This window comes from Nocardiopsis sp. LDBS0036, from assembly GCF_041228755.1.
Taxonomy (GTDB): domain Bacteria; phylum Actinomycetota; class Actinomycetes; order Streptosporangiales; family Streptosporangiaceae; genus Nocardiopsis; species Nocardiopsis dassonvillei.
This window is the reverse complement of the sequence record NZ_CP141103.1, coordinates 1,823,259-1,837,028: the sequence shown is the minus strand read 5'-3', so window position 1 is coordinate 1,837,028 and position 13,770 is coordinate 1,823,259. Positions and strand designations below refer to the sequence as shown.

Below are 13,770 nucleotides of genomic sequence, written 5' to 3'. Positions count from 1 at the left end.
AGAGTCGCTCGTCCCCCCACGCCAGTGAGGATCTCACGAGCTCAGGAGCCCCACGCACATGATGGGGCCCGCTTCCGCGTGTGATCAGGCGCGTTTGTGTGATTTCTTCGCTGGGTCGGTCATGGCCGTGTGAAGCCTTCCTCGAAACGCCGCCAAACGATGAGGAAGGTACACGTCACTTGACGACGGACACTGCCGTAACGCCTGCCTTCGACAGCCTGGGACTGCCCCAGGACATCGTCGAGGAGCTGGCCAGGAACGGTGTGACCACCCCGTTCCCGATCCAGGCCGCCACCATTCCCGACGCCATCGAGGGCCGCGACGTCCTCGGCTGCGGCCGCACCGGATCGGGCAAGACCCTGGCCTTCGGCCTGCCGGTCCTGATGCGCGCCGCCGAGCGCCGCGCCGCCGCCAACCGGCCCCGGGCCCTGATCCTGGTGCCCACCCGCGAGCTGGCCCACCAGGTCCGCGACGCCCTGCGCACCTACGCCCGCATCGTGGGCGTGCGCGTGGGCGACGTCGTCGGCGGCAGCTCCTACACCCGCCAGATCAACGAGCTGCGCCGCGGCGTCGAGGTCCTGGTCGCCACCCCGGGCCGTCTGTCCGACCTGATCGACCAGGGCGCCTGCGACCTGGGCGACGTGGAGGTCTCGGTGCTGGACGAGGCCGACCAGATGTGCGACATGGGCTTCATGCCGCAGGTCAGCGAGCTCCTGGACCAGGTCCGCCCCGACGGCCAGACCCTGCTGTTCTCGGCCACGCTCGACGGCGACGTCGACAAGCTGGTCCGCAAGTACATGAACGAGCCGCGCACCCACTCCGTGGACCCGCCGGTCTCGCAGGTCGCCAAGATGGAGCACCACCTGCTCAAGGTGCTGCCCCGCGACAAGAACACGATCGTCACCCAGATCGCCGCGCGCGAGGGCCGCACGATCCTGTTCGTGCGCAGCAAGTACCGCGCCGACACCATCAGCGAGCAGCTGGCCCAGGCCGGTGTCCCCTGCGCCTCCCTGCACGGCGGCAAGACCCAGAGCGTGCGCACCCGCACCCTGGCCAAGTTCCGTGAGGGCCGCATCCAGGCCCTGGTCGCCACCGACGTCGCCGCCCGCGGCATCCACGTCGACGGCATCGACATGGTGGTCAACGTCGACCTGCCCACCGGCCACAAGGACTACCTGCACCGCGGCGGCCGCACCGCCCGCGCGGGTGCCTCCGGCCTGGTGGTCTCCCTGGTGGCGCCCAACCAGCGCCGCATGGCCCGCCGCCTGCTCAGCGACGCCGGTGTCGAGGCCAAGCAGCACCTGGTCAACCCGGGCGACGAGCTGCTCAGCGAGGTGACCGGAGCCAAGGAGCCCTCCTGGGAGCCGTGGATCGAGCCGCCGGAGCCCGTGCGCGAGCGCCGCGGCCGCGGCGGCCCCCGTCGGGGCGGCCCCCGTGGTGGCGGTGGCGGCTACCGGGGTGGTGGCGGCGGCTACCGTGGCGGTGACCGTCGCGGTGGTGGCGGCGGCTACCGGGGCGACCGTCCCGGTGGTGAGCGTCGTGACTTCGCTCCGCGCGGTGAGGGCGGCTACCGCGGCGGCGAGCGCCGCGGGGCCGAGGGCGGCGGCGGTTACCGGGGCGACCGTCCCGGTGGTGAGCGTCGTGACTTCGCTCCGCGCGGTGAGGGCGGCTACCGCGGCGGCGAGCGCCGTGGCGGCGGTGGCGGTTACCGTGGCGGCGGCGACAACCGCGGCGGCTACCGCGGCGACCGTCGCGGCCCGCGCCGCGAGGAGCGCTTCGACTCCGCTCCGCAGTACTGATCCCGTCACCGCTCCCGTACTCGGAGCGGTACCGGTGCGATACAGACCCGGGCCCGGCAGGTGGCACCTGCCGGGCCCGGGCCCTTTTACCGGGGTCACCCACTTCTCTCGGACACTGCCACCTCCCGCAGGTCGCGGCCCCTGGTCTCGCGGGCGGCCGCGACGGCGACCAGGGTGACCGCGGCCATGGCGGCCACGTACAGCGAGACCGGCACGCTGCTGCCGAACGAGGCCAGCAGGGCCGTCGCGACCAGCGGGGCCAGCCCGCCCGCCACGATCGACGCCAGCTGGTAGCCCACCGACGCTCCCGAGTAGCGCACGCGGGTGCTGAACAGCTCGGAGAAGAAGGCCGCCTGCGGGCCGTACATGGCCCCGTGCAGGACCAGGCCGACCGTCACGGCCAGGGTCACCGACCAGAAGGTCCCCGCGTCCACGAGCGGGAAGAAGGCGAACACCCACAGCCCCGCCCCCGCGGCCCCCAGCGCGGTCACCGGCCTGCGGCCGATCCGGTCCGAGAGGGCTCCCCAGGCGGGGATGGTCACCAGGTGCACCGCCGAGGCGACGAGCACCGCGTTGAGCACCTGGCCGTTGGGCATCCCCGCCTCCTGCGTCGCGTAGACCAGGATGAACGCGGTGACGACGTAGTACGACACGTTCTCGGCCATGCGCACGCCCATGGCCACCAGGGCCTCGCGCCAGTGGTCGCGCAGCACGCCCAGGATCGGGGCGCGCTCGGGCCGGGCCGAGGCCGCCGCCCGCTCGTGCGCGTCGCGGAAGACCCGCGACTCGCTGACCGCCAGGCGCACCCACAGGCCGATGAGCACCAGCACGCCCGAGAGCAGGAACGGCACGCGCCAGCCCCAGGAGAGGAAGGCCGCGTCGCTCATCACCACGGCGAGCACCGCCAGCACGGCGGTGGCCAGCAGGTTGCCGCCCGGAGCGCCCGCCTGCGGCCAGGACGCCCAGAACCCCCGGTGCCGCGGCTCGCCGTGCTCGGCGACGAGCAGCACCGCGCCGCCCCACTCGCCGCCCAGGGCGAAGCCCTGGACCACCCGCAGCAGCGTCAGCAGCAGCGGAGCGGCCACACCGATCACCGCGTAGGTCGGCAGCAGGCCGATCGCGAACGTCGATCCGCCCATCAGCAGCAGGCTGATGACCAGCAGCTGTTTGCGGCCGATCCTGTCGCCGAAGTGACCGAAGACCAGGCCGCCCAGCGGACGCGCGACGAACCCCACCGCGTAGGTGGTGAACGCCAGCATGGTGCCCACCAGCGGGTCGGACTCGGGGAAGAAGACGTGGTTGAACACGAGCGCGGCGGCCGACCCGTAGAGGAAGAAGTCGTACCACTCGATCGTCGTGCCGATGAGGCTGGCGGTGACCACCCGCCCGAAGGAGGCTTTCTGTCTCATGTCCGGCAACCGTAGGGAGCGCGGGCACGGCTGACCATGGGCGCCCCCACCACAGGCCGGTGCCCGATCATGTGCCCGCGGCGGGTTGTTGACCCGTTACGGTCCTTTACCGCCCCTTCGCGTGTCCGCACGGGCTCCCACCTCCGGTGACGTGGACACTTGCCGGAGACCGGACCGCTTGAAGGGGAGCGCGTGAACAACGCAGTCGTCGCCGTCAACGACTTCTTCTGGAGCTACTTCCTCATCCCGCTCCTGATCGTCCTGGCCGTCTACTTCACGGTGCGCTCGGGGGTCGTGCAGCTGCGCCTGCTGCCGGAGATGTTCCGCGTCCTGGGCAGCGCCCCGGGGGTGGCGCCCGACGGCCGACGGGAGATCTCCTCCTTCCAGGCCTTCTCCATCTCGGCCGCCTCACGGGTGGGGACGGGCAACATCGTCGGCGTGTCCACCGCGATCATCCTGGGCGGGCCGGGCGCGGTGTTCTGGATGTGGACGATGGCCGCGGTGCTGGGCGCCGCGGCGTTCGTGGAGTCCACCCTCGCCCAGCTGTACAAGGTGCGCACCAGCACCGGCTTCCGGGGCGGTCCGGCCTACTACATGGAGAAGGGGCTGGGCAGGCGGTGGATGGGCGTGCTGTTCGCGGTGATCATCACCGTGACCTTCAGCCTGGTGTTCAACACGGTGCAGGCCAACAGCATCGCCGCCGCCGTGTCCACCTCCGTGGGCGCCCTCGGCGGGACGCCCGGCCTGCCGCTGTCGGCCGTGATCGGGCTGGTGCTGGCGGGCCTGACCGCGCTGGTGATCTTCGGCGGGGTCAGGCGCATCGCGCACGCCGCCCAGGCGCTGGTCCCGCTCATGGCCGTCCTGTACATCCTCATCGGCCTGTGGGTGGTCGCCCTCAACATAGGGGAGCTGCCCCGGGTCGTCGGCGACATCTTCGCGTCGGCGTTCGGCGCGCGCGAGTTCGTCGCCGGGGGAGTGGGCACGGCCATCGTCCAGGGCATGCGGCGCGGCATGTTCTCCAACGAGGCGGGTCTGGGGTCGGCCCCCAACGCCGGAGCCACCGCCTCGGTCTCCCACCCGGCCAAGCAGGGGCTCGTGCAGACGCTGGGCGTGTACTTCGACACCTGGCTGGTGTGCTCGGTGACGGCCTTCATCGTGCTGGTCAGCGGCCCCGAGTACGGCGACGACCGGGGCATCCAGGTCACGCAGGGCGCGCTGGAGGCCAGCCTGGGCGGGTGGTCGGTCCACGCGCTCACGATCATCCTCTTCCTGCTGGCCTTCACCTCCGTGCTGGGCAACTACTACTACGGGGAGACCAACCTCCAGTTCCTGGACAGCAGCCCCCAGCACATGACCTACTTCCGCTACGCGGTCCTGGCGGCTGTCTTCCTCGGCTCCGTGGCGCCCCTGACCCTGGTGTGGAGCCTGGCCGACATCTCCATGGGCGTGATGGCCACCGTGAACCTGCTGGCCCTGGCGCCGCTGTCGGGGATCGCCTTCCGGCTGCTGGCCGACTACAGCCGCCAGCTGCGCAACGGCCTGGACCCCCAGTTCACGCTCGCCAAGATGCCCGGCCTGCGCAACGTGGAGTGCTGGGGCCCGGCCTCCGGGCCCCAGCCCGAGGACGTCCCCCGCGGGGAGGGCGAGGCACCCCCGGACCCGGGCGCGGTCGCGGAGGAGCGGGGGCGGGACGGCGAGCGGTCCGACCCGGGGGAGGCGGAGTCGCACGGCGCGACGGCCGTGGACGAGGCCGCTGACGCGGACCGCTCCGACGGTGACGACGGCCCCGAGGAGGGGGACCGGGGGTCCGACACCGAGCGATGACCGGGGTGTGCCGTAAACACCCCCTCCACCGGCTCCCCTTCCCTCCTCCGGTGTTCCTCCTGGCCGCCGTGGCCGGGCCCGCCCCGGGCGCGCTCGCCCTCCCCGTGACGGCCCTGCTGCCCCGGGGGTCGGCGGCCTGCGGTCCGCGTCTGTGCCCTGGTGGGCGTCGTGCTCCTGCTGGTGGCGGCCCGCAGGTCCGGGGACCGGCCGCGGGCGCTCGCCGCGATGGTGCCCGCGGGACTGGTGCGGTAGGTGGGTGTGGGGGAGAGCGGAAGACCGTTGTTCCCGCCGGGGAGGGCTACCTTGCTTGAACCCGGGGTCCGGTCGTCCACAGGCCGGAGTGGGACGCTGACGGGCGAAAACGATTTTCGGTACGATGCGTGGAGTTCCCACCCGACCACCGCGGAGTACCACCGTGTCCGACCGGACGACGCCCGCCGCCGCACCCGACCCCGCCGCGCCCGGCTCCGCCCCGCCCAACGCCTCCGCCTCGCTCGGCGACACCCTCGCCGGGGGGTGGAACGACCGCGGCGACGAACTGCCCCCCGAGGACTGGGGGCGCAGGGGCGGCCAGCGCAGGACCGGCACGGTCTGGCTGTTCGCCCTGTTCATCACCGCCATGGCGATGGGGCACGCCTGGGTCACCGACCGGCTGACCAGCGACGCCTTCCTGGCCTGGGCCACCATCTTCACCGCGATCAGCTTCCAGGCGCTGCCCTTCCTGGTCTTCGGCGTCGCGCTGTCGGCGGCGCTCACCGCGTTCGTCCCGACCTCGGTGTACCAGCGCCTCATCCCCTCCAGCCCCGCGCGGGCGGTGCCGGTGGCCGGGGCCTCCGGCGCCCTGCTGCCCGGGTGCGAGTGCGCCTCGGTCCCCATCGCCGGAAGCCTGATCAAGGGCGGGGTCGCGCCCGCCGCCGCGCTGACCTTCCTGCTGGCCGCGCCCGCGATCAACCCGATCGTGATGATCGCCACCGCGGTGGCCTTCGCCGGGCAGCCCGAGATGGTGCTCGCCCGGTTCGTCGCCTCGCTGCTGGCCGCCGTGGTCATCGGATGGATCTGGGTGCGCTTCGGCCGCACCGACTGGCTGCGCCTGCCCGCGCGCACGCACGCCCCCGGCGAATCCCGGTGGACCGTCTTCCGCGAGTCCATGCTGCACGACATGATGCACGCGGGCGGCTACCTCGTGGTCGGCGGCCTGGCCGCGGCCTCCCTCAACGTCCTGGTCCCGCGCGAGTGGCTGGTGACGGTGGCCGGGCTCCCGGTCGTCTCGGTCCTCGTGCTCGCCCTGCTCGCCATCCTGCTGTCCATCTGCTCCGAGGCCGACGCGTTCGTCGCGGTCAGCCTCACCGAGTTCTCGCCCACCGCCAAGCTCGCGTTCATGGTGATCGGCCCGATGGTCGACCTCAAGCTCATCGCGATGCAGGCGGGTGTGTTCGGCTGGCGCTTCGTGGTGCGCTTCGCGCCGATGTGCCTGCTGGTCGGGCTGCTCAGCACCTTCCTGATCGGAGGCCTCTTCCTGTGAACCGCATCGCCCAGGGGCTCACCCTCGTCCTGCTCGGCGCCGCCGCGCTGACCAGCACGGTGGCCACCGACCTCTACCTCAACTGGGTCAAGGCGGGCTTCGGCCCCTTCCTCATCGCCGCGGGCGTGGTCATGGCCGTGCTCGGCGTGCTCATCATCGTGGCCGAGCTGCGCGGTGAGAGGGCGGCCGCGACCGCCCCCGAGGAGCACTCCGACCACTCCGCCGACGGCCACGGGCACGACCACTCCCGCGCGCCCAGAGTGGCCTGGCTGCTCCTGCTGCCGGTGGTCGCGGTCTTCGTCGTCGCCCCGCCCGCGCTGGGCGCCTACACCGTGGAGTCCACCGCCGCCTCCTCCGCCCCGCCGCCCGAGCAGGCGCGCCCCGGCCGCTTCGACGACGGCCTGGCCGAGGCCGGACCGGGCGAGGTCGTCGCGATGGACATCCGCCAGTTCGTGATGCGCGCCTGGGTGGACGAGGAGCGCGAGCTGGCCGGGCGCAAGGTCGAGCTGACCGGTTTCGCGGTGCCCGACCCCGAGGGGGAGGGCTGGTTCCTGGCCCGCCTCCAGATGTCCTGCTGCGCGGCCGACGCCATCGTCAACAAGGTGCACATCTCCAACGAGCCCCCGCCGGAGACCGACAGCTGGTGGACGGTGCGCGGCACCTGGGTCGAGCCCGAGGGCGACATCGCCGACGTCAGCCAGCACGAGTTCGAGGTCCTGGAGATGGAGGAGGTCAGCAACCCGCCCTCCCCCTACGAGCAGTAACCGCCGGTCCGTTCGCCAACCGCCGCCACACCGCCGTCGCTTCGACGGATGTCCGGCCCCCTGGGTGACAATGGGTCGGTGCCAGGTTGGGATGACGGGCCCATGAGGGTGTGGGAGCGGATACGTCCCCGGTCGATTCGGGCCCGGGTCACGTTCGGCGCGGTCGCGGCACTGGCCGTGGTCACCGGACTGGGCCTGGCCCTGACCATCTTCCTCGTCCGCGAGGCGATCGTGGAGCAGGTCCGCGACCTGGCGGCGGAGGAGGCCCGCGACGTCGCGGACCACATCGCGGTCCAGCGCTACCCGGAGCTGATCCCCGACGGGGAGTCCGTCCTGCGGATCCAGGTCGTCGCGCGCGACTCCGGTGCGGTGCTCGCCTCCAGCGACGCCATGGAGGGCCAGCCGCAGCTGACCGCCGAGCGCCCCACCGCCTCCGACCCGCGGGTGGACACCACGGTCTGCGGACCGGTCGCGGGCGTCGACCCCCGGACCTGCCTGCTGGTGTCGGGTTACGCCGTCGACGACACGGCCTACGGCGACGTCGTCGTCCTGGCGGCCGTGGGCACGCCCCAGATCGTGGCCACCCACGTGCTGGAGGACGCGCTGGTGGTGATGTCCTGCGTCCTGCTCGCCACCACCGGGTTCGTCATCTGGCACGGGGTCGGCCGCGCGCTGCGCCCGGTGGAGGAGGTCAGGGCCCAGCTCGACACCCTCTCCGTCAGTGACCTGCACCGCAGGCTCCCGGTGCCCGACAGCGACGACGAGGTCGCCCACCTGGCCCGTACCGCCAACCACAGCCTGGAACGGATGGAGGAGGGGATGGCCCGGCAGCGGCGGTTCGTCTCGGACGCCTCCCACGAGCTGCGCAACCCCATCGCCGGGATGCGGACCAAGCTGGAGGTGGAGCTCTCCGATCCCGATCCCGACGCCCGCGCGCGTGAACGGCTGCTCACCGGCCTGCTCTCGGACACCGAGCGGTTGGAGAACATCGTCGCCGACCTGCTCGAACTCGCCCGTCTGGACGCCGGTACCGCGCCCGTCCAGGAAAGGTTGGACCTGTCCGCGCTGGTCGCGGAGGAGTTCCCGTTCGAGCGCAGTATTCCCGAACTGCGGCTGCACTCCTCCGGGCCGGTCCACGTCGTCGCCAACCGCCTGCGGCTCGTGCGGGTCCTGACGAACCTGATCGCCAACGCCGACCGGCACGCCGTATCCCGCGTCGACGTCATCGTCGGGCGGGAGGACGGTTTCGCGGTGGTGGAGGTGCACGACGACGGGTCGGGGATTCCGCCCGGGGAGCGGGAGCGGATCTTCGAGCGCTTCGCGCGGTTGAGCGAGTCGCGGGAGCGCGATCCCGGCGGCAGCGGTCTGGGGTTGGCCATCTCCCGCGAGATCGCCCGGGCCCACGGCGGCAGTCTGCTGGCCGGACACAGCGAACTGCTCGGCGGGGCCGCGTTCGTTCTGCGCCTCCCCGAGGCCTCCGAGGACCCCGAACACCACGGGCGCCACGACCGTCCCGAGTAGCGCGGCCCTACCGTCCGCCCCGGGCGGCACGGGTGTTCGGAGCGTCCCGAACAACACTGAACGCACCGTTCGCGCCGCCTGCGCCGAACGGCGTGTATCCGCCGGTTCCGTGGGAGTCCGGCGCCGGGCGTACGCTGTGGCCATGGGTGAGGACACGCGCGGCGTGCGAGCCGCGGACGTGTCGCGGCTCGCCCTGCTGCTGCTCTGGGTGGCGCTGCTGGTGTCGGCGCTGTTGTGGGGCCCCGACCTGGAGACCCTCCAGGCCTGGGTGGAGGACGCCGGAGCGGCCGCTCCGCTGGCCTACCTGAGCGTGTACCTGCTGGGGGTGTTCGCCTTCCTGCCCAGGCCCGCCCTCAACGCCGCCGCCGGGCTGCTCTTCGGAATGTCCCTGGGCCTGGTCCTGGCCGTGGCGGGCGGGGTGTGCGCCGCCCTGGCCCAGTTCTGGGTCGCCCGCCACGTGGCGGGCGACGCGGTGGCCCGGCGGCTGCCCGAGGGGGCCCGCACCCGGTTGGAGACCCTGGCGGGCGGACGCGCCCTCATGGCGGTGCTCCAGCTGCGCCTGGTTCCGGTCATCCCCTACCAGGTGGTCAACTACGGCTTCGGGCTGACGCGGATGCGGATGTGGCCCTTCGTGCTGGGCACGCTCCTGGGCGGGGTGCCCAGCACGGCGGCGCTGGTGCTGGTCGGCGTCGGCGGCACGGACCTGGGCCTGCCGGTGGCCGTGGGCGGGGCGGTGCTCGCGGTGGCGATCGGCGCGGTCTGGTGGACGCGCTCGCGCCGTCGGCGGACGCGGTCCTGAGGCCCGTCCCGAACCCGCGCGTCCCCGAGGCGGTCGCGCACGCCCGCCCACCTTCGTCCGGCAGGCCCACAAGCGCCGCAACCCGGTCGAACGCTGCATCGGCCCGCTCAAGCACTGCCGGGGCGTCGCTACGCGTTCGGACGAGCTCGCCACGCCTCCCCGGGCCCGGGGCCGTACTGGTCAGCGCCCTGCTCTGGCTGGATCACGGACCAGAGAACAGAACCTAGCCGCCGGACCCCCCGAAGAGGGACACCTCGTCGGGCGAGGGCCGGTCCAGCTCGAAGGGCAGGACCTCCCCGCCGTCGCTGTCGGTGACCATGGGCTCCTGGAGGATCTCGGGCTCCTCGCCGGCGTGGTGCTGCACCACCATCACCCCGGCGTAGCCGCTGTGGTCGTCCTCTGTGGCGTTGAACGGCACCAGGCCGGGCCCCGTCCACTCGTGGGAGTTGAGGGTGCCGAGCAGGCTCTCCCGGGTCAGGTCGGGGCCGGTCTCCATGAGCACCTGGGCGAACAGGACCGCCTGCACCATGCCGTAGACGGTGGTGTCGGTGAAGGGCGTGCCCTCGTTGTACCTCTCGTGGATCTCCAGGAAGAACTCGGTCCACGGGTCCTCGCGCTGGGCGGCCATCGGCAGGAACGCGGTGATGATCAGACCGTCCAGGAAGGCCTCGGGCGGGACGTTCTCGGCCGCCGTGCCCTGGGCGTACTCCTCGATGAGGCCGGTGGCCACCGCCACGTCGCCGCCGAAGCTGGGCGCCACCCACTGCGGGGTGTAGCCGATCGCGGTGGCCTCCAGGACGGCCAGGGCCAGGAAGGCGGGGATGCAGTGGCAGACGGCGACCTCGGCGCCCGACCGCTTGAGCTCCTCGACCTGTCCGGCGAGCTCGGGGACGCCGGGGTCGTAGGACTCCCAGGCCACGATCTCCTCGGTGAGGTACTGCTCGATCCCCGCGTGAGAGGAGGGGCCCACGTCGTCGTTCTGGTAGAGCAGGCCGACCCTGTCGCCGGGGAAGTTCTCGGCGATGTACTGGCCCTGGATCTTGGCCTCCCGGGTGTAGTCGACCTGGAAGCCGTAGCTGTGGGGGTAGACCTCGGGCTGGTCCCAGGCCAGGGCGCCGGAGGAGACGAACAGGTCGGGGACGCCCGCCTCGTTGAGCTCCTCGATCACGGCCTCGTGGGTGGGGGTGCCCAGGCCGCCGAGCATGGCGAAGATCTCCTGGTCGTCGATGAGGCTGCGGGTGGCCTCCTGGGTCTGCGCGGGGTCGAACGCGTCGTCCTGGACCTGGTACTCGATCCGGCGGCCGTGGATGCCGCCGTTGTCGTTGATGTAGTCGAACACGGCGCGGGCGCCGGTGGAGACGTGGCGGAAACCCGGGGAGGCCGCTCCGGTGAGCGGTTGGTGCGTGCCGATGACGACGGCGTCGGCCGTCACCCCGGGGGTGACGGCCCGGTCGGAGCCGTCCGTGCCGCTGGAGCAGGAGGTGAGGAGAACCGTGACGGCCAGCGTCGAGGAGAGGATGCTCAGTGGTCGCATGATGGTGTCCTGGACTCGGTCGTGCCTTCGCGGAACGGGCGGGGCGGGGCCCGTGGGGGGAGAGGTACGTGTCTGTGGAGCGGACGGCGGGGGTATGTCTACTCACGAGTACGTTACTTGCGAGTAAACACTCTACGCGTGCCGCCCCACCTCGCAAACCGACCGGTCGCTATGTGACGTGTGTCCAGGTGGGAGGGGGTGGAGTGCGGTCGGCTCAGCCGTTGAGCGCCCCCGGCGCGCGTCCGTTGCGCCGCTCGCCCGGCGCCCGGTCGAGAGCGGACGCGGCGTCGCCCGGGGCCGGGGGGTCCGGTGTGCGGGACGGGCCGCCCAAGATCTCGCGGGCCAGCCGCGCGATCGTGTCGGAGGCCTGCTGGATCGGACTGTCGCGCCGCCAGACCAGCAGGTGGCGCAGCTGTATGGGCTCGCCCTCCAGGGGGCGTACCACCACGTCCGGCCCGGTGTCGAAGTCCGGCTGGCACGGCGCGACCGCCCGGCGGTCGGCGATGAGGTCGCGGATCTCGGAGCGGTCGTAGAGCCGGTAGGGCACATCGGGGGTGAACCCGGCCCGCTGGCAGGCCAGGTAGAAGCACTCGGGCCAGCCGGTGCCGTCCGGCGGGGTCAGCGCCCACGGCGTCCCCGCCAGGTCGCCCAGCCTGACCAGCGGCCGCTTCGCCTGGGGGTGGTCGGCCCACAGCGCCACGTGCAGCGGCTCCACCGAGAGCATCGCCCAGGACAGGGGGCCGTCGGTGGACAGGTCGCGGTCCACGTAGTCGATCGTGGTCCCCAGGTCCAGGCGGCCCGCGCGCACCAGGTCGGTGACCAGCTTGGGCGAGTACTCCGTGCGCACGTGGACCGGCACGTTCGGGAAGACCTCGGGTATGCGGGCCGACAGCTCCAGCGTCAGCGGTCCGACCCCGCCCACGCGCAGGGTGGTGGGGGAGGCCCCGCGCGCGGTGATGTCGTGCAGCAGGTCGTCCATGGACAGCAGGACCGAGCGTGCGCGCACCAGCACGAACTCGCCCAGCTCGGTGGGGCGGACCCCCGAACGCCCGCGGTGGAACAGCGGTCCGCCGACCTCGCGCTCGATCCGCTGGAGTTGGGTGGTCAGCGCGGGCTGTGAGGTGGAGAGCGCGGCGGCCGCCTTGGTCACACTGCCGGTGTCGGCCAGGAGGCAGATGGTGCGCAGGTGGCGGAGTTCGAGGTCCATGCGTGGAATCTAGGACGAGGAGGGGGCTCGTGTACAGACGTGCTGTCGTCGCGGGCGCGGCGGGCCGCCCCGTCTAACGCGACGGCCGCCGGAGCGGTGCGGCGTCCAAGGGACCGGAGCGCCCGGCCCCGTCGGCTTGTGGAGCGGGGGTGCCGTACGTCACCATATAGTTGGACGTCCTACTAGGTGTCCACATGTCGGACAGGCGCGGGAGAGGTTCATGACGGTCGCACGTACTCTGCACACCCCCGAGGCGGAGCAACTCCTGGAACTGACCCGGGAGATCGTGGACAAGGAGCTGACCCCGCGGGCCGCCGGGGACGAGGAGGGCGGCCTGTTCCCGCGCGAGGTCTTCCGCGTGCTCGGCGGCGCCGGGCTGCTCGGCCTGCCCTACCCCGGCCGGTACGGCGGCGGGGACCAGCCCTACGAGGTCTACCTCCAGGTGGTGGAGGAGCTGGCACGGGGCTGGCTCGCGGTCGGCCTGGGCGTGAGCGTCCACACCCTGTCCTGCTACCCCCTCGCCACCTTCGGCTCCGACGCGCAGAGGGAGGCCCACCTGCCCGGCATGCTCGGCGGCGGACTCCTGGGCGCCTACTGCCTGTCCGAGGCCGCCTCGGGCTCGGACGCCTCCGCCCTGACCACCCGGGCCGAGGCCGACGGTGACGGCTACCGCGTCAACGGCGCCAAGGCCTGGATCACCCACGGCGGCCAGGCCGACTACTACACGCTCTTCGCCCGCACCGGCGCCCCGGACTCCGGCGCCCGCGGCATCAGCTGCTTCCACGTCCCCGCGGACACCCCCGGCCTGGGATCGGCGGCCCCCGAGCGCAAGATGGGCATGAACTCCTCGATCACCGCCGGTGTCCTCCTCGACGACGTCCGCCTCGGCGCCGACGCCCTGGTGGGCGAGCGGGACAGGGGCTTCGGCATCGCCCTGTCCGCCCTGGACTCCGGACGCCTGGGCATCGCCGCCTGCGCGGTCGGCCTCGCCCAGGCCGCCCTCGACGCCGCCGTGGACTACTCCCGCGAACGCCACCAGTTCGGCACCGCCATCGGCGACTTCCAGGGCGTGGGCTTCATGCTCGCCGACATGGCCACCCAGGTCGCGGCCTCCCGCGAGCTCTACCTGTCGGCCGCGCGCCTGCGCGACGCCGGGCTCCCCTTCGGCAAGCAGGCCGCGATGGCCAAGCTCCTGGCCACCGACACCGCCATGAGGGTCACCACCGACGCCGTGCAGGTCTTCGGCGGCTACGGCTACACCCGCGACTTCCCCGTCGAGCGCTACATGCGCGAGGCCAAGGTGCTCCAGATCGTGGAGGGCACCAACCAGGTGCAGCGCATGGTCATCAGCCGCCACCTGGCCAGGGAGGGAGCCTGACCACCTCCCCCGG

Annotated in this window: 10 protein-coding genes; 7 read left to right on the top strand and 3 right to left on the bottom strand. The window is 72.6% G+C overall.

Translation table 11 applies throughout. The features are described 5' to 3' along the window. The first annotated feature begins 179 nt into the window (after positions 1–179). The gene (locus tag UIS43_RS07640; RefSeq protein ID WP_041552768.1) at positions 180–1,799 is read left to right on the top strand and encodes a DEAD/DEAH box helicase; all 1,620 of its coding nucleotides are present in this window, start codon (positions 180–182) and stop codon (positions 1,797–1,799) included. 95 nt (positions 1,800–1,894) lie between these two features. On the opposite strand, the gene UIS43_RS07635 is transcribed toward UIS43_RS07640, so the two are convergent. After that, the gene (locus UIS43_RS07635) at positions 1,895–3,208 is read right to left on the bottom strand and encodes an MFS transporter (RefSeq protein WP_013153817.1); all 1,314 of its coding nucleotides are present in this window, start codon (positions 3,206–3,208) and stop codon (positions 1,895–1,897) included. 192 nt (positions 3,209–3,400) lie between these two features. Between UIS43_RS07635 and UIS43_RS07630 the strand changes: the two genes are divergently transcribed. The 5 genes from UIS43_RS07630 (at position 3,401) to UIS43_RS07610 (ending at position 9,638) form a co-directional block, all read left to right on the top strand. Then, entirely contained in the window at positions 3,401–5,032 is a 1,632-nt protein-coding gene (locus UIS43_RS07630) for a sodium:alanine symporter family protein (RefSeq protein WP_013153816.1), read from the top strand. A gap of 415 nt (positions 5,033–5,447) precedes the next feature. Next, on the top strand, positions 5,448–6,554 hold the full coding sequence (locus UIS43_RS07625; protein ID WP_013153815.1) for a permease: 1,107 nt from the start codon (positions 5,448–5,450) through the stop codon (positions 6,552–6,554). Next, positions 6,551–7,318, top strand: a complete 768-nt coding sequence (locus tag UIS43_RS07620) for a TIGR03943 family protein (protein ID WP_370012904.1) — start codon at positions 6,551–6,553, stop codon at positions 7,316–7,318. The genes UIS43_RS07625 and UIS43_RS07620 overlap by 4 nt, the downstream gene beginning before the upstream one ends. Positions 7,319–7,420: 102 nt before the next feature. Next, the gene (locus UIS43_RS07615) at positions 7,421–8,839 is read left to right on the top strand and encodes a cell wall metabolism sensor histidine kinase WalK (protein WP_071622360.1); all 1,419 of its coding nucleotides are present in this window, start codon (positions 7,421–7,423) and stop codon (positions 8,837–8,839) included. 142 nt (positions 8,840–8,981) lie between these two features. Then, positions 8,982–9,638 (top strand): TVP38/TMEM64 family protein, encoded by a 657-nt coding sequence (locus tag UIS43_RS07610; protein WP_071622359.1) that lies wholly within the window; start codon positions 8,982–8,984, stop codon positions 9,636–9,638. 223 nt (positions 9,639–9,861) lie between these two features. Here the strand turns inward: UIS43_RS07610 and UIS43_RS07605 are convergent, their stop codons facing one another. Beyond that, complete coding sequence (locus tag UIS43_RS07605; RefSeq protein ID WP_358169359.1) at positions 9,862–11,172, bottom strand: ABC transporter substrate-binding protein; 1,311 nt, start codon at positions 11,170–11,172, stop codon at positions 9,862–9,864. Positions 11,173–11,386: 214 nt separating this feature from the next. Then, entirely contained in the window at positions 11,387–12,379 is a 993-nt protein-coding gene (locus UIS43_RS07600; RefSeq protein WP_013153810.1) for a LysR family transcriptional regulator, read from the bottom strand. Between the two features lie 220 nt (positions 12,380–12,599). On the opposite strand from UIS43_RS07600, the gene UIS43_RS07595 reads away from it, so the two are divergent. Continuing rightward, a complete protein-coding gene (locus tag UIS43_RS07595; RefSeq protein ID WP_013153809.1) occupies positions 12,600–13,757 on the top strand; it encodes an acyl-CoA dehydrogenase family protein in 1,158 nt (385 codons plus the stop codon). The last annotated feature ends 13 nt before the right edge of the window (positions 13,758–13,770 follow it).